We start from the raw sequence: 15852 nt of genomic DNA on the forward strand, positions 1-15852 counted from the left end.
GCGCGGGGCTAGAAGGCCTTGAAGGTCATCGTGGTCAGCGTGCGCTGGATGCCGGGCAGGTCGAACAGGCGCGAGGCCAGGTAATGGCCCACATCCTCGCCATCGGGGATATAGACCTTGGCGATCAGGTCATATTCGCCCGAGGTGGAGTAGAGTTCGCTGACCACTTCGCGGTCCCAGATCTCATCCGCCACCTCATAGGTCTTGCCCGGGGTGCAGCGGATTTGCACGAATACCAGCGCCATTTCGGCCTCCTCTTTGCCTGGGCGAGCCTAGCCCTGCTCGGGCTCCAGCGCCAGAGGGGCCGCCGGGGCCTGGCGCAGATCCTCGACCCCAAGCGGGCGCTTGGGCAGGGCAAGCCGGTTGCGCACCACCCAATGCAGCCGGTGTTCGGCGCGGGTGATCGCCACATAGGCCAGGCGCTTCCACAAGGGCACGCCCGCCTCGGACCGGCCGGCCTGGGCCGCGGCCCAGAGATCGGGGGCAAAGACCTGAACCTCGGGCCATTGGCTGCCTTGCGCCTTGTGGATCGTCACCGCCGCGCCATGCAGGAAGGCCGCGCCCATGGTGGCGGCATGCGGGATGAAGGGTTCCTCTTCCTCGGGCCGTTCGATCTTGATGATCGAGGCGGCCGAAAGCCGCGGGTCTTCGGCGCCGATCACATGCAGCTTGGCGAAGCCGGGTTTCGAGCCGGGGCCGAGATAGATCACCTGCGCGCCCTTGATCAGCCCCCGCGCCTCAAGGTCGATGCGCTTCTTGCGGTGCTTCAGGGGCAGTTCGATCCCGTCGCAGATCAGCGGCTCGCCCGGGATCAGATCGTCATCCGGCGCGCCCTGGGCGCTGCGGAAGGCGGTGATCAGCTTGATCCGCGTCACATTGCGCCAGACCAGAACCGGGCTGCGCGCCATCAGGTCGGCATCCACCCGTTCGGCCCAGACCACCCGGTCGTCGCGGGCGGCGCGGTCGCGGATCAGCGCCTCGAACGCCTCGAATCCCAGCCGGTCATCGGCCAGGGCATGGGCCAGATCCAGGATCGGATTGTCCTGGGTCTGGCGGTGGATCCGGTGCAGCACCAGCTTGCGGCTGTCGCCCAGCCGGTCGAAGACCATCTCGCCCGATTGGCCCACCGGCGCCAGCTGCGCCGGATCGCCGAACAGCACCAGCCGCGGAAAGATCTCGCGCAGGTCGTTGAACTGGCGTTCGTCCAGCATCGAGGCCTCATCGACAAAGCCCACATCCAGCGGCTCGTCGCGCCGCTTCCAGCCGGTGATGAAATCCGACCCCCGCAAGCCCGCCGCCGCCAGCGCGCCCGGAATCGAGGGCACCTGGGCATAGAAGGCCTGCGCGCGGTCCAGCGCCTGATCGGTGATCCCCTCGACCCCCAGCCCGTCGACGCTGGGCCGCGGCGCCTGGCCGGCCAGCCATTCGGCGATCTTCTCATATTGCGGGTCGTAGACGGGGGTATAGAGGATCCGGTGGATCGTGGTCGCCGGCACGCCGCGCAGCCGCAGCACGCTGGCGGCCTTGTTGGTCGGCGCCAGAATGGCCAGCGTGCGCCGCTCTTTCCGGCGCCGGCCTTCCCAATCGGCCGAGATCACCTCGACCCCGGCCTCTTTCATCGCCTTGTACAGACCGGCAAGCAGCATGGTCTTGCCCGAGCCGGCCTTGCCCATCACCGCCATCACCATGCTGGGGCCTTCGGCGGCGGGCGACAGATCGCCATCGGCAAGATCGATCCCCTGATCCAGGAGACCGGCGGCAAGGCGATCCCAGGCTTCGGCCTGGTCTTCGGACAGGGTCAGGGCATCGGACATGGCGCCACCCTAGCCGCGGGCGCCGGCAAGGGCCAGCGCAGCCGATGACAAAACCCGCCGGCAGGGCAGCCGGCGGGTCTGATGCCGTGTAGCAGGGGCCTAGCGGCCGCGGCTGGCTTCCAGCGTGTCTTCGAAGGTGCGCAGGCCGGTGCGCGGGGCCTGAACCAGCACCGCCATATTCCCGGGCTTGTGCTTGTTCTTCCACATCAGCGTATGCGCCGCCGGGATTTCCGCCCAGGGGAAGACCTCGGACATGCAGGGATCAAGCCGGCGTTCGCACATCAGCTTGTTCGCCGCCGCCGCCTGTTTCAGATGGGCGAAATGGCTGCCCTGCAGGCGCTTCTGATGCATCCACATGTAGCGCACGTCGAAGGTGCAGTTGAAGCCCGAGGTACCGGCGCAGATCACGACCATGCCGCCCTTCTTGCAGACCAGCGACGAGACCGGGAAGGTCTGCTCGCCGGGATGTTCGAAGACCATGTCGACATTCACATTCTTGCCGGTGATGTCCCAGATCGCCTTGCCGAACTTGCGCGCTTCCTTCAGCCAGGTGTTGTATTCCTCGGAATTCACCTTGGGCAGCTGGCCCCAGCATTTGAAGTCATTGCGGTTGATCACGCCCTTGGCGCCCAGAGACAGCACGAAATCGCGCTTGGTCTCGTCGCTGATCACGCCGATCGCATTCGCCCCGGCGGTGACCGCCAGCTGCACCGCATAGGATCCAAGGCCCCCCGAGGCGCCCCAGATCAGCACGTTCTGCCCGGGCTTCAGGTCATGCGGCGCATGGCCGAACAGCATCCGGTAGGCGGTGGCCAGCGTCAGCGTGTAGCAGGCAGATTCCTCCCAGGTCAGATGCTTCGGCCGCGGCATCAGCTGCTGGGCCTGCACGCGGGTGAACTGGCTGAACGAGCCGTCATTGGTCTCATAGCCCCAGATCCGCTGGCTGGGCGAGAACATCGGGTCGCCCCCGTTGCATTCCTCGTCATCGCCATCGTCCTGGTTGCAATGGATGACGACCTCGTCGCCCACCTTCCAGCGCTTGACCTTGTCGCCCACCGCCCAGACGATGCCCGCGGCATCCGATCCGGCGATGTGGTATTCCTGCTTGTGGCCGTCGAAGGGGCTGATCGGCACGCCCAGACCGGCCCAGACGCCGTTGTAATTGACCCCCGCGGCCATGACCAGAACCAGGACCTCGTGGCTGTCCAGCTTCCAGGTCGGCACCACTTCCAGCTGCATCGCCTGTTCCGGCGGGCCATGGCGGTCGCGGCGGATCGCCCAGGCATACATCTTGGCCGGCACATGCCCCAAAGGCGGCATCTCGCCGATCTCGTACAGATCCTTCACCGGAGCGTCATAGGCCATGATCTCACCCGCGCCCCCGATCGCCTTGTCCAAAGCCATTGCCGGCTCCCTGCGTTGCCGCGCCGCAGAATCACGGCGCCGATGGGCCCAGAGTTAGAATTGGTCGCGCAACTTTGCAATAGTCATAAACTGTATTTTTGTAATTTTATGTCCGCGGCGCTGCAGCATTCGGGTCGGTTCGCTGCGGCACGGCATTGGCATAGAAGGCCAGAAGCGGCGCCTGCCCCGGCACCGGCTGCAGATCGGCCGTCACCAGGCCGCGCGCGATCAAGGGCCGCAGCCCTTCCTCCAGCACCCGCTCGATCCCCTGCGGCGGAAGTTTCACCACCGCCCCCGCCGCGGCCAGATCGCCGGCCAGTGCCGCCACGCGCTGCGCCAGCTCGGCCCGGCTTGAAGCCCCAGCCCCCAGCGCCGCCGCCACCAAAGGCACTGGCAGAACCGGGATCACCGCGCCGATCCGCTGCATCAGCCGCGCGCCCAGTGCCTCGACCGGATCGGCGGGCGCCTCGGCCAGAAAGTCGCGCAACGAGATCGGCGCGCCAAAGCCCACCGCGGCCGTGCCGAAATCGCGCAGCCGGCCGCGCCAGCGCTTCCACAGATAGGCCAGCGCACACCAGGCCACCCAAAGCGGCCGGTTGCGGAACCGCCCCGTCCCCGATTGCGCCGCCTCGACCAGAACCCGGTCCTCAAGCACCCGGTCATAGGCCAGCCCGACCGGCACGAAGACGACATCGCGCCCCTCGGGCCGGAAGCCTTCGACGATATAGCTCAGCAGGCCCAGCTTCGGCGCGCCCATCCGCCCGTCCAGCGACAACCCGCCCTCGGGGAACATCGCCTGGGTCGTGCCCTCTTCGGCCGCCATCTGCACATAGCGCGCCAGAACCTTGCGATAGAGCGCATTGCGGCTTTTGCGCCGGATGAAATAGCCGCCCATCGACCGCACCAGCGCCGACAGCGGCCAGACCCGCGCCCATTCGCCCACCGCATAAGACACGGCCGAGCGGTCGGCGACCAGCCAGGTCACCAGCACATAATCCATGTTCGAGCGGTGGTTCATCACGAAGACCACGGTCGCGCGCGGGTCGATCCGCGCCAGGGCCGCATCGACCTTGCCCACCCGCACCCGGTACAAAAGCCGCGCCAGCGCCTTGGCCGCCCTGGTGCCGAAACCGAAATAGACCGTCGCGGAAAAGCCGGGCACGATCTCGCCCGCATAGCGCCGCGCCTCTTCGAAGGCCACTTCGCCCGGAACCCCGGTTGCGGCCGCATGCTCGGCCGCCGCCTCCATCACCCGCGCGTCATAGGCCAGCCGCGCCACCATGTCGGACCGCTGGGCCAGCTTGAACAGGTCGATCTTGCGGTCCAGCCGCGCATTCAGCCGCATCAGCGCCCGCTCGGCCCGGCGCCGGAAGAACCAGCGCACCGAGGGGAACAGGAAATGCGTGGCAAAGCTGATCGCGGCAAAGCCCAGGATCAGTGTCAGAAGCCAGACCGGAACCTCGACTTTGCCGAACATCCCGCCAGACTAGCCCATCCCGGGAAACGGGCAATCCTTCTTCCTCTCTGCAAAAATATCCCACGGGGGTCCGGGGGTGTGAAACCCCCGGCGATTGCCGCAGCGCAGCGATTGACATTAAGCGATTCTTTCGCCTATCTCGACCATGACGAAACAATATTGCGCGCAGGCGATTCACCCCGCGACCCGAGGATCCAAGATGACCGACAAGCCCTGGCTCTTCCGCACCTATGCCGGCCATTCCACCGCCGCCGCCTCGAATGCGCTTTATCGCAACAACCTGTCCAAGGGGCAGACCGGCCTGTCGGTGGCCTTCGACCTGCCCACCCAGACCGGCTATGACAGCGACGATCCGCGGTCGAAGGGCGAGGTCGGCAAGGTCGGCGTGCCGGTCGGCCATCTGGGCGACATGCGCGCGCTGTTCGATCAGATTCCGCTGGAACAGATGAACACCTCGATGACGATCAACGCCACCGCCCCCTGGCTTTTGGCGCTGTATATCGCCGTGGCCGAGGAACAGGGCGCCGATGTCACCAAGCTTCAGGGCACCGTCCAGAACGATATCATCAAGGAATATCTCTCGCGCGGGACCTATATCTGCCCGCCCAAGCCCAGCCTGCGGCTGATCACCGATGTCGCGGCCTATACCGGCCGCCACCTGCCGAAATGGAACCCGATGAATGTCTGCAGCTACCACCTGCAGGAAGCGGGCGCCACGCCGGAGCAGGAACTGGCCTTTGCCCTGGCGACGGGCGTGGCCGTGCTGGACGATCTGCGCGCCAAAGTGCCCGCCGACGACTTTCCCGCCATGTGCGGCCGGATCTCGTTCTTCGTGAATGCGGGCATCCGCTTCGTGACCGAGATGTGCAAGATGCGCGCCTTCACCGATCTGTGGGACGAAATCCTTGCCACCCGCTACGGCATCGAAGACGAGAAATTCCGCCGCTTCCGCTATGGGGTGCAGGTCAACTCGCTGGGCCTGACCGAACAGCAGCCCGAAAACAACGTCTACCGCATCCTTTTGGAAATGCTGGCCGTGACGCTGTCGAAGAACGCCCGCGCCCGCGCCGTGCAGCTGCCGGCCTGGAACGAGGCCCTGGGTCTGCCGCGGCCCTGGGATCAGCAATGGTCGCTGCGCATGCAGCAGATCCTGGCCTATGAGACCGATCTTCTGGAATATGACGACCTGTTCGACGGCAATCCCGCGATCGAGCGCAAGGTGGCGGCGCTGAAAGAGGGTGCGCGGGCGGAACTGGCGCAGATCGACGCGATGGGCGGCGCGGTGGCCGCGATCGAGCATATGAAATCCCGCCTGGTCGAGGCGAATTCCGAACGCCTGGCGCGGATCGAGGCCAAAGAAATCACCGTCGTCGGGGTGAATCGCTTCACCACCACCGAACCCTCGCCGCTGACCACCGGCGAAGGCGCGATCATGACCGTCGATCCGGCGGCCGAGGCCGATCAGATCGGCCGCCTGCGCGCCTGGCGCGCCGCCCGCGATGCCGCCGCCGTGAGTGCCGCCCTGGCCGAATTGCGCCGCGCCGCCGATGCGGGGGAAAACATCATGCCCGCCTCGATCGCCGCCGCGAAGGCCGGCGCCACCACCGGCGAATGGGCCTCGGTGATCCGCGCGGCCTTCGGCGAATACCGCGCGCCGACGGGCGTGTCGAAGAACCCCTCGAACCGCACCGAGGGGCTGGAGCCGATCCGCGAAGCCGTCGATCTGGTGTCCACCCGGCTGGGGCGGCGGCTGAAATTCCTGGTCGGCAAGCCCGGGCTTGACGGCCATTCGAACGGCGCCGAGCAGATCGCCGCGCGGGCCCGCGATTGCGGCATGGACATTCATTACGAAGGCATCCGCCTGACGCCCGAGGAGATCGTCACCGCCGCCGCCGACCAAGAGGCGCATGTGCTGGGCCTGTCGATCCTGTCGGGCAGCCATCTGCCCTTGATCGCCGATGTGATGGAGCGGATGCGCAGCGCCGGGCTGACGCATGTGCCGGTCGTGGTGGGCGGGATCATCCCCGAAGAGGATGCGGTGCAGTTGCGCGCCATGGGCGTGGCCGCCGTCTACACGCCCAAGGATTTTGAACTGAACCGGATCATGATGGACATCGTCGCCCTGGTCGATCCGGCGGCGGCGGCGGCCTGACCCCGGGGCATCGGGCGGAAATCCTGCCGCCGGTTTGCGCCAGATCAAGGCACAGGCCGGCGCAGCGCGGCAAGGTTGCGGGCAAGATCCAATCTTGCAGATCACGCCCGGAGCCCTGCCATGTTCGACCGTTTCAAGACCGTCATCCAACGCTGGTCCCAGATTGCCGAGATCGAGTCGCTTGCTGAACGCGATCTGGCCGATCTGGGGATGAGCCGCGACCAGCTGATCTCGCTTGTCCGGCTGCCGCAGGATCTGCCGGACCGGGTCGAGGCGATGGGCGCGCAGCACGGGCTGACCCCCTTGGCGCTGCAGCGCGACGCGCCTACCTGGGTCGAGCTTCTGTCGACCTGCGGCCATTGCGCCCAACGCGGCCGCTGCGCCAAGGCGCTGGCACAGGGCGGGGCAGAGGCCCGCGCCGCGCGCGAATTCTGCCCGAATGCGGCGGAATTCCGCGCCCTGGCCCAGCGGACAATGGCCGAACCGGCGCTGCCGCGCGCCGCCTGACCGGACCACCTGGCCGCTCAACCCACTGACCGGGCGCCCTTAAGTGCCCGGCCTCGGCCATGCTCGGCCTTTTATCCCCCTTGTGCTGGTGCATGTGCCTGCCGTTAATGGCGCCCGCAAAGCGAGGGGGATCAGATGACGTTTCATATCGGCGCGAAACCGGGCGAGATCGCCGAGACGGTGCTTCTGCCCGGCGATCCCTACCGGGCCCGCTGGGCGGCGCAGCGCTTTCTGGAAAATCCGGTTCTGGTCAACGAAGTGCGTGGCATGCTGGGCTATACCGGCACCTGGCGCGGCCAGCGCGTGACGATCCACGGCACCGGCATGGGCATGCCCTCGATGTCGATCTATGCCAATGAGCTGATCCGCGACCACGGCGCCAAGACGCTGATCCGCATCGGCAGCGCGGGCGCCCTGCAGCCCGATCTGGGCCTGCGCGATGTGGTTCTGGCGATGACCGCCTCGACCGTCCACACGCCCTCGGCCACGATCTTCCGCGAGCTGAACTTCGCCCCCAGCGCCGATTTCGACCTGCTGGCGCGGGCCAAGGCCGCCGCCGCGGGCAAGGCGCCGACCCGGGTCGGGATGATCTATTCCTCGGACACGTTCTATGACGAACGCCCCGACCTGTCCGACCAGTTGCGCCGCCATGGCTGTCTGGCGGTCGAGATGGAGACGGCCGAATTGTATATCCTGGCCGCCCGCCATGGCGCGAAGGCGCTGTCGGTGCTGACGATTTCCGACCATATCCTGACCGGCGAGGCGCTGCCGGCCGCGGATCGCGAGTCAAGCTTCGCCGATATGGTGGAAATCGCGCTGGGGGCCGCCTTCGGCTGACCCGCGGGCGCAAGCGCCCGGGTCTCGGCGCCCGCCCGTCAGACCGCCGCGCCCGGGCGGGCCGCAAGGAAGGCCGCCACCCGCGCGGCCGCGCTGCCTTTGGCCAGCGGGCGGGCCGACCACAGCCTGAGCCCGGCCGCAAGCGGCAGGGCCAGCGCGAAGGGCGCGACCAGCCGGCCATCGGCCAGATGGCCCGCGACCAGCGGCGCATGGCCCATCAGCACGCCCGCGCCATTCACCGCCTCTTCCACTGCCAGCGCGTAAAGCGAAAAGACCGGGCCGCGGGCCTGCATCGCCACCCCCGCCGCCGCCAGCCAGCGCGGCCAATCCTCGGCCCAGCTGGCATCCGACAGGCAGGGCAGATCCGCCAGATCCTGCGGGCGTTTTAGCCGCGCGGCCAGGGCCGGCGCGCAGACCGGCAGGATCGCATCCGCCGCCACCAGCTGCCCGCCCGTCTCGGCCGGGAACAGGCTCAGGTCATAGGGCGCGCGTTTCAGGTTGGGCGGCGCCTCCAGCGCGGTGATCGAGACGGAAATCTCGGGCGCGGCCGCGCGCAGGGCCGGCAGGCGCGGTGACAGCCACAGCTGCGCCACGGCGGGCAGCGTCGCCACATGCACCACTTGCGGCGCGGCGCGGCCGCGCAACACCGCCTCGGCGCGGGCCAGCGCATCGAAAGCCTCGGTCATGCCGCCCGCCGCGGCCGCGCCCAGCGCGGTCAGCCGCACGCCCTTGGACTGGCGCTCGAAAAGCGCCGCCCCCAGCGTTTCCTCCAGCGCCTTGACCTGCGCCGTCACCGCCCCCGGCGTCACCCCCAACTCGGCCGCCGCCGCGGCAAAGCCGCCCAGCCGCGCCGCGGCCTCAAACGCGCGCAGCGCGGTCAGCGGCAGGGATCGGGGCGGCGGCGGGGCAACGGGCATGGGCGCATCCTGGTTTAGATTTTCTGACCCTAGTTTTCCGAAGAACTGATTTGCGCGCAAGCCCCGCCCCGCCCTAGCCTGCCCGGCGAAGGAGACCGCCATGCCCCATCTTGCCCCCCGCCCCTGGGTTCCCGCCGCCTGCGAGGCGCATATCCAGCGCCTTGCCGCCGATGCCGCCGCCCCTTCGGCCGCCGTGGCCGACCGGATCGAGGCGCTGATCGCCCGCAACACTCAGATCCACGATCAGGACTGTTTCAACCTGAACCCGGCCACCAACATCATGAACCCGCGCGCCGAGGCGGCGCTGGCCCGCGGCCTGGGCTCGCGCCCCTCGCTGGGCTATCCGGGCGACAAATACGAAATGGGGCTGGAGGCGATCGAGGAAATCGAGGTGATCGCCGCGGAACTGGCGGCCGAGGTCTTCGGGGCGACCCATGCCGAGATCCGCGTCGGCTCGGGCGCCTTGGCGAACCTGTACGGCTTCATGGCGCTGGCCCGGCCCGGCGATGCGATCATCGCGCCGCCCGGCACGATTGGCGGCCATGTCACCCATCACAAGGCGGGCTGCGCGGGGCTTTACGGGCTGGTCACCCATGCCGCCCCGGTCGATGCCGACGGCTATACGCTGGATCTGGACGGTCTGGCCGATCTGGCGCAGCGGGTGCGGCCGAAGATCATCACCGTCGGCGGCAGCCTGAACCTGTTCCCCCATCCGGTGCGCGCGGTGCGCGAGATTGCCGATGCGGTGGGGGCGAAGGTGCTGTTCGACGCGGCGCATCAATGCGGCATCATCGCGGGCGGCGCCTGGGCCAACCCCTTGGCCGAGGGCGCGCATCTGATGACCATGTCGACCTACAAGTCGCTGGGCGGCCCGGCCGGCGGGCTGATCGTGACGAATGACGCCGAAATCGCCCAGGCGCTGGACCATATCGCCTTCCCCGGCATGACCGCCAATTTCGACGCCGCCAAATCCGCCGCCCTGGCGCTGAGCCTGCTGGACTGGCGCGATCACGGCGCGGCCTATGCGGCGGCGATGATCGACCTGTCGCGCGCCCTGGCCGCCGCCCTGCAGGCCGAGGGCCTGCCGCTGTTCGCCGCCGGCCGGGGCGGCACGCAATCACATCAATTCGCCATCCAGGCCGCGGCGTTCGGCGGCGGTCAGGCCGCGTCAAAGACCCTGCGCAAGGCGGGCTTCCTGGCCTGCGGCATCGGCCTGCCCATCGCTGAAGTCGCCGGAGACCTGAACGGGTTGCGCATCGGCACGCCGGAACTGGTGCGCCGCGGCGTCACGCCTGCCGACGCGCCCGCCCTTGCATCGCTGATCGCCGAGGGGTTACGGTCCAACGCACCGGAAACCCTTGCCCCCCGCACGGCCGCGCTGCGCGCCCGCTTCCAGGGGCTTCATTACATGACTGTCTGATGCAAGAACGCCGTCTCGGGGCCCAGGGCCCCTTTGTCTCTGCCCTGGGCTTCGGCTGCCTGTCCTTTGGCGGCATTTTCGGCCCGACCACCGAAGCCGAAAGCCTGGCCACGCTGGATGCCGCCTGGGAGGCGGGGATCACCCTGTTCGACACGGCGAACATCTATGGCATGGGGGTCGCCGAAACGGTGATCGGCCGCTGGCTGGCCACCCGCCCGCACCGGCCGCATATCGCCACCAAGGCCGCTTTCGCCCGCGGCAACGGCCCGCAGCGGATCGACAATTCGCCCGAACATCTGCGGGCCGAACTGGAAGGCTCGTTGAAGCGGATGGGGGTCGACCACGTCACCCTGTTCTACGCCCATCGCCATGCGCCGGATGTGCCGCCCGAGGATCTGGCCGGAACGATGCAAAGGCTGGTCGAAGAGGGCAAGATCCTGGGCTATGGCCTGTCGGAAGTGGCGCCCTATACGGTCGAACGCGCGCATGCGGTGCATCCGGTCATGGCGGTGCAGAACGAATATTCGCTGTGGACGCGCCAGCCCGAACTGGGGCTGATCCAGCTTTGTGCGCGGCTGGGCGTGGCCTTCGTGCCCTTCTCGCCCCTGGCGCGCGGCGCCTTCGGCACGCCGATGCCCGATCCGGCCGGGCTGCCCCCCGGCGATCTGCGCCGCCGCATCCCGCGCTTCGCGCCGGAAAACTGGCCGCACAATCTGGCCCGGCTGCAGGCCTTCCACGCCTATGCCCGCGATCTGGGCCATACGCCCGCCGCCCTTGCGCTGGCCTGGCTGCTGGATCGCGGCGACCACCTGATCCCGATTCCCGGCACCCGCAGCGCCGATCACCTGCGCGCCTGGGCGGGCGCGGCCTCGATCACCCTGACCGAGGCCGAGCGGGCCCGGATCGACCAGCTTCTGCCGGTGGGCTGGGCCTGGGGCGACCGCTACGATGACGGCATGGCCGGCACGGTCGAGCGGTATTGCTAAGGCGCCCGCGCGCCGGCGCGGGCCCGGGCGGGATGCGGTCAGATCAGACCCTCGGCGCGGAACAGCGCCTTCACATCGGCCTCGGGCCGGGCGCCGAAATGGCCGATCACCTCGGCCGCGGCAACACAGCCCATGCGGCCCGCCACTGCCAGAGGCGCGCCGGTGGCCAGCCCGTAGATGAAGCCCGCGGCGAACTGGTCGCCCGCGCCGGTCGCATCGACGGGGGTGACACGGTGAACGGGCACCACCGCCTGTTCCGAGCCGCGCACGATCACCACATCATGGCCCGAACGTGTGCAGACCACGGTGCCCGCATCGGCCGCCGCCTGTTCCAGCGCCGCCGACAGATCGGTCTGATACAGGCTCATCCATTCGTGTTCATTGCCGATCACGTAATCCAGATCCTTGACCAGCCGGCGGAAACTGTCGCGATGCCGGTCGACGCAGAACGGGTCGGACAGCGCGATCCCGGCCTTGCCGCCCGAGGCGCGGGTCAGCTTTGCCGCGCGTTCGAAGGCCGCCTTGCCCTTGTCCTTGTCGTAAAGATAGCCTTCCAGGAAGAGGATCTGCGCCCGGCCCGCGACCGTATCCGACACATCCTCGGGCCCCAGTTCCGAGGAAATCCCCAGATAGGTGTTCATCGACCGCTCGCCATCGGGCGAGACGAAGATCATGCTGCGCGAGGTGGGCAATTCGCCGCCCGGCACCGGCGGGTTGACGAAATCCGTCCCCTCTTCGGCCATCGACCGCGCATAGAACCGCCCCAGCGCATCGTCATGCACCCGGCCGATGAAGGCGGTCGACAGGCCCAGGGCGCCGATCCCGGCCACGGTATTCGCGACCGACCCGCCCGGCGCCTGGCGGCGGTCCTTCATCGCGGCATACAGCATCTCGCCGCGCTCGCGTTCGACCAGCTGCATGATGCCCTTCTCGATCCCCATCAGATCCAGAAACGAGTCATCCGCCGTCGAAAGCACATCGACAATCGCATTGCCGATGCCGATCACCTGATAATTCTTCATGTCTTTTCCTCATACAGGCACAGGTCGTTGATCGGACAGATGCCACAGCGGGGTTTACGTGCGGTGCAGATATAGCGGCCATGCAGGATCATCCAGTGATGCGCATGGCGCTGATATTCGGCCGGCACATTGTCTTCGATCGCGCGCTCGACGGCGCTTTCATCCTTGCCCGGCGCCAGACCTGAGCGGTTGCCCAGCCGGAAGATATGCGTATCCACCGCCTGCGCCGGCTGGCCGAACCACATGTTCAAGACGACATTGGCGGTCTTGCGCCCCACCCCCGGCAGCGTCATCAGCGCGGCCCGGCTGGAGGGCACCTCGCCGCCATAGACATCGATCAGCCGCTGGCACAGCTTGATGACGTTCTTCGCCTTGTTGCGGTAAAGGCCAATGGTCTTGATATGCGCGATCAGCCCCTCTTCGCCCAGGGCCAGCATCTTCTGCGGCGTATCGGCAATGGGAAACAGCGCCCGCGTGGCCCTGTTCACCCCCTTGTCGGTCGCCTGGGCCGACAGGGCCACCGCGACCAGCAGGGTGAAGGCGTTCAGATGCTCCAATTCGCCCTTGGGTTCCGGCTCCAGCGCGTGGAACCGGGCGAAGATCGCCTGCATGGCGGCATAATCAAGCTGTCGAACCATGGCCCCATCTGCCATGGCGCCCCCCCGCACGACAAGCGGGAAAGCCGCAGGAATCGGGTCGCGACGGGGCCTGCGGGGCGCTATCTGAAGGGCAGAAGGAGGCCGCCATGACCGACCAGTCGCCCAGCTATCATTACGCCGTCATCGGCCGCGCGCTTGACATCATCGACGCAGACCCCGGCCTGTCGCTGGAGGGGCTGGCGCAGCGCATGAACATGTCGCCCGCGCATTTCCAGCGCACCTTCAGCCAATGGGTCGGCGTCTCGCCCAAGCGCTACCAGCAATATCTGACCATCGGCCACGCCCGCCGGCTGCTGGCCGAACGGCACACGCTGCTTTCCACCGCGCATGAGCTGGGCCTGTCGGGCACCGGGCGGCTGCATGATCTGTTCCTGACCTGGGAGGCGATGTCGCCCGGCGACTATGCCCGCGGCGGCGAGGGGCTGGTGATCTATTGGGGCTGGTTCGACAGCCCCTTCGGCCCGGCTTTGGTCATGGGCACCGAGAAGGGCATCTGCGGCATCGGATTTGCCGATACGATGGGCGCCGAGGCGGCGCTGCTGGATCTGACCGCGCGCTGGCCCAAGGCGCGCTATGTCGAAGATCCGGCCATGCTGCGGTCCTGGGCGCAAAGCGCCTTTGGCGCCGGCACCTCTGGCACGACGCCCTTGTACCTGATCGGCGCGCCGTTCCAGATCAAGGTCTGGGAGGCGCTGATGGCCATTCCAACCGGACATGTGACGACCTATGCCGAAATCGCCGGCGCCATCGGCCATCCGACCGCGCATCGCGCCGTGGGCACCGCCGTCGGGCGCAACCCGATTTCCTTCCTGATCCCCTGCCACCGCGCCATCCGCCGCGACGGGGGCCTGGGCGGCTATCACTGGGGCCTGCCGCGCAAGCGCGCGATCCTGGCCTGGGAATCCGCGCGCACGGGCTTGTGACCGCCAGGGCATTGGCGGATCGCCGCCCAAGGCATGGCAAAGCTTTTCGCATGCCCATGCATGCTATAGTCTGGCGCCAGACCGGCACGGGCCGGCACATATCGCAGATGCGTAGCGAATAAGGGCAGCGAGCAATGACAAGACTTCCCCTCCTTCTGGCCTCGGCCAGCGTTCTGGTGACCACGGCCTGCGTCGATCCGAACGCCTATCCCGACGATCCGAACGCCCGCACCAAGAACGGCGCCATCATGGGCGGCATCCTGGGCGCGGCGGCGGGCGTTGCGGTCTCGGACGGGGACGACAAGCTGAAGGGCGCGCTGCTGGGCGCCGCCCTGGGCGCCGGCACCGGCGCGGTGATCGGCCAAAGCCTGGACCAGCAGGCCGCCGAACTGCGCAGCCAGCTGTCGCCGGGCATCTCTGTGACGAATTACGGCGACTATCTGGTCGTCAACATGCCGCAGGATCTGCTGTTCGCCACCGACAGCGCCTCGGTCCGCCCCGATCTGACCGGCGATCTGCGCACCGTCGCCTCGTCGCTGCTGCGCTATCCGCAAAGCCGGATCGAAGTCATCGGCCATACCGACAGCACGGGCGCTGCCTCCTACAACATGGACCTGTCGCAGCGCCGCGCCAGCTCGGTCGCGACGATCCTGCGCAATGCCGGCGTGCCGGCCGGGCGTCTGTCGGCCTATGGCCGCGGCGAAGACCAGCCCGTCGCGTCGAACCTGACCGCCGAAGGCCGCGCGCAGAACCGCCGGGTCGAGATCATCATCCGCCCGACCAACTGACATCGCGCCGCAAGGCGCCCGCATGTATCGCCAAAGCCCGCCGCCGCGGGCTTTGGTTTTTTGTTGAGATCGGCTTAGTATTGGTCATAAATTCAAACCAATCCCCACAGTCGGGGCGAAGACATGCAATGCCGTTTCTCAAGGTCCAACCCGAAAAACTGTCCTCCTCGGTCGTGCGCCAGATCGAGCAGCTGATCCTGCGCGGCATCTTGCGCCCCGGCGAGCGTCTGCCGCCCGAACGCGATCTGGCCGAACGGCTGGGCGTGTCCCGCCCCAGCCTGCGCGATGCCATCGCCGATCTGTCCGAGCGCGGTCTGCTGACCAGCCGCGCCGGATCGGGCGTCTTCGTGGCCGAGGTTCTGGGCTCGGCCTTCTCGCCGGCGCTGATCCAGCTGTTCTCGGCCCATGACGAGGCGGTCTTCGACTATATCGCCTTCCGCCGCGACATGGAGGGGCTGACGGCCGAACGCGCCGCCCGCCTGGCCTCGGACACCGATCTGAAAGTGGTCGATGCGATCTACCGCAAGATGGAGGCCGCCCATCAGAAGCGCGATCCGACCGACGAGGCCGAGCTGGACGCCCAGTTCCATATGGCGATCATCGAGGCCAGCCATAACGTGATCATGCTGCACATGATGCGGTCGATGTTCGATCTGCTGCGGCAGGGCGTGTTCTACAACCGGCAGATGCTGTTCAAGAACCGGCTGACCCGGGATTGCCTGCTGGACCACCACCGGGCGATGAACACCGCCATTCAGGCCCGCGATCCGGCGGGTTCGCGGGCGGCGGTCGAGGCGCATATGGATTATGTGGTGCAGTCGCTGCAGGATCAGCTGCGCGCCGAGCGCAACGAGGCCATCGCGCGGCAACGCTTCGAACACGAACAAAGCCGCTAGGGCAGCCCGGCGCCAAGACCCCAGGCAGGCCGATCTTTCTTCGAGAAATC

General features: G+C 67.8%; 15 protein-coding genes. 8 read left to right on the top strand and 7 right to left on the bottom strand.

The genetic code is table 11. The features are described from left to right. Nucleotides 1-8: 8 nt before the first annotated feature. From K1Y73_RS04510 to K1Y73_RS04525, 4 genes are all read right to left on the bottom strand, one after another. Nucleotides 9-245, bottom strand: a complete 237-nt coding sequence (locus K1Y73_RS04510; RefSeq protein ID WP_225026782.1) for an Lrp/AsnC ligand binding domain-containing protein — start codon at nucleotides 243-245, stop codon at nucleotides 9-11. A 27-nt stretch (nucleotides 246-272) separates the two neighbouring features. After that, nucleotides 273-1814: an ATP-dependent DNA helicase gene (locus K1Y73_RS04515; protein ID WP_225026783.1), complete on the bottom strand. Its 1542-nt coding sequence runs from the start codon at nucleotides 1812-1814 to the stop codon at nucleotides 273-275. Nucleotides 1815-1913: 99 nt separating this feature from the next. Beyond that, nucleotides 1914-3218, bottom strand: coding sequence for a crotonyl-CoA carboxylase/reductase (gene ccrA / locus K1Y73_RS04520; RefSeq protein ID WP_225026784.1), 1305 nt, complete (start codon nucleotides 3216-3218; stop codon nucleotides 1914-1916). Between the two features lie 106 nt (nucleotides 3219-3324). Further along, entirely contained in the window at nucleotides 3325-4695 is a 1371-nt protein-coding gene (locus K1Y73_RS04525; protein WP_225026785.1) for a 1-acyl-sn-glycerol-3-phosphate acyltransferase, read from the bottom strand. Nucleotides 4696-4840: 145 nt separating this feature from the next. Here K1Y73_RS04525 and K1Y73_RS04530 point away from each other — a divergent pair, with 145 nt between their 5' ends. The 3 genes from K1Y73_RS04530 to deoD all read left to right on the top strand — a co-directional run bounded on the left by K1Y73_RS04530 (nucleotide 4841) and on the right by deoD (nucleotide 8191). Next, the gene (locus tag K1Y73_RS04530) at nucleotides 4841-6847 is read left to right on the top strand and encodes a protein meaA (RefSeq protein ID WP_225026786.1); all 2007 of its coding nucleotides are present in this window, start codon (nucleotides 4841-4843) and stop codon (nucleotides 6845-6847) included. A 120-nt stretch (nucleotides 6848-6967) separates the two neighbouring features. After that, nucleotides 6968-7354, top strand: a complete 387-nt coding sequence (locus K1Y73_RS04535; RefSeq protein WP_225026787.1) for a DUF6455 family protein — start codon at nucleotides 6968-6970, stop codon at nucleotides 7352-7354. A 135-nt stretch (nucleotides 7355-7489) separates the two neighbouring features. Next, nucleotides 7490-8191, top strand: coding sequence for a purine-nucleoside phosphorylase (gene deoD, locus K1Y73_RS04540; RefSeq protein WP_225026788.1), 702 nt, complete (start codon nucleotides 7490-7492; stop codon nucleotides 8189-8191). 38 nt (nucleotides 8192-8229) lie between these two features. Here the strand turns inward: deoD and K1Y73_RS04545 are convergent, their stop codons facing one another. Beyond that, a complete protein-coding gene (locus K1Y73_RS04545; RefSeq protein WP_225026790.1) occupies nucleotides 8230-9108 on the bottom strand; it encodes a LysR family transcriptional regulator in 879 nt (292 codons plus the stop codon). A gap of 100 nt (nucleotides 9109-9208) precedes the next feature. On the opposite strand from K1Y73_RS04545, the gene K1Y73_RS04550 reads away from it, so the two are divergent. Next, on the top strand, nucleotides 9209-10528 hold the full coding sequence (locus K1Y73_RS04550; protein WP_225026792.1) for a serine hydroxymethyltransferase: 1320 nt from the start codon (nucleotides 9209-9211) through the stop codon (nucleotides 10526-10528). Beyond that, nucleotides 10528-11514 carry an aldo/keto reductase gene (locus K1Y73_RS04555; protein WP_225026793.1) on the top strand — a complete coding sequence of 329 codons (987 nt, stop codon included), beginning with the start codon at nucleotides 10528-10530 and terminating at the stop codon, nucleotides 11512-11514. The genes K1Y73_RS04550 and K1Y73_RS04555 overlap by 1 nt, the downstream gene beginning before the upstream one ends. Nucleotides 11515-11552: 38 nt before the next feature. On the opposite strand, the gene K1Y73_RS04560 is transcribed toward K1Y73_RS04555, so the two are convergent. Beyond that, complete coding sequence (locus K1Y73_RS04560) at nucleotides 11553-12536, bottom strand: adenosine kinase (RefSeq protein WP_225026794.1); 984 nt, start codon at nucleotides 12534-12536, stop codon at nucleotides 11553-11555. Further along, nucleotides 12533-13174 carry an endonuclease III gene (nth, locus tag K1Y73_RS04565; protein ID WP_225026795.1) on the bottom strand — a complete coding sequence of 214 codons (642 nt, stop codon included), beginning with the start codon at nucleotides 13172-13174 and terminating at the stop codon, nucleotides 12533-12535. The genes K1Y73_RS04560 and nth overlap by 4 nt, the downstream gene beginning before the upstream one ends. 107 nt (nucleotides 13175-13281) lie before the next feature. On the opposite strand from nth, the gene K1Y73_RS04570 reads away from it, so the two are divergent. From K1Y73_RS04570 to K1Y73_RS04580, 3 genes are all read left to right on the top strand, one after another. Next, nucleotides 13282-14118 carry a methylated-DNA--[protein]-cysteine S-methyltransferase gene (locus K1Y73_RS04570; protein WP_225026797.1) on the top strand — a complete coding sequence of 279 codons (837 nt, stop codon included), beginning with the start codon at nucleotides 13282-13284 and terminating at the stop codon, nucleotides 14116-14118. A gap of 134 nt (nucleotides 14119-14252) precedes the next feature. Then, complete coding sequence (locus K1Y73_RS04575) at nucleotides 14253-14906, top strand: OmpA family protein (protein WP_225026798.1); 654 nt, start codon at nucleotides 14253-14255, stop codon at nucleotides 14904-14906. A gap of 128 nt (nucleotides 14907-15034) precedes the next feature. After that, nucleotides 15035-15802 carry a FadR/GntR family transcriptional regulator gene (locus K1Y73_RS04580; RefSeq protein WP_225026799.1) on the top strand — a complete coding sequence of 256 codons (768 nt, stop codon included), beginning with the start codon at nucleotides 15035-15037 and terminating at the stop codon, nucleotides 15800-15802. Nucleotides 15803-15852 lie beyond the last annotated feature (50 nt).

The sequence above is a fragment of the Xinfangfangia pollutisoli genome (assembly GCF_020179405.1).
In the GTDB taxonomy this organism is placed as follows: domain Bacteria; phylum Pseudomonadota; class Alphaproteobacteria; order Rhodobacterales; family Rhodobacteraceae; genus Pseudogemmobacter; species Pseudogemmobacter pollutisoli.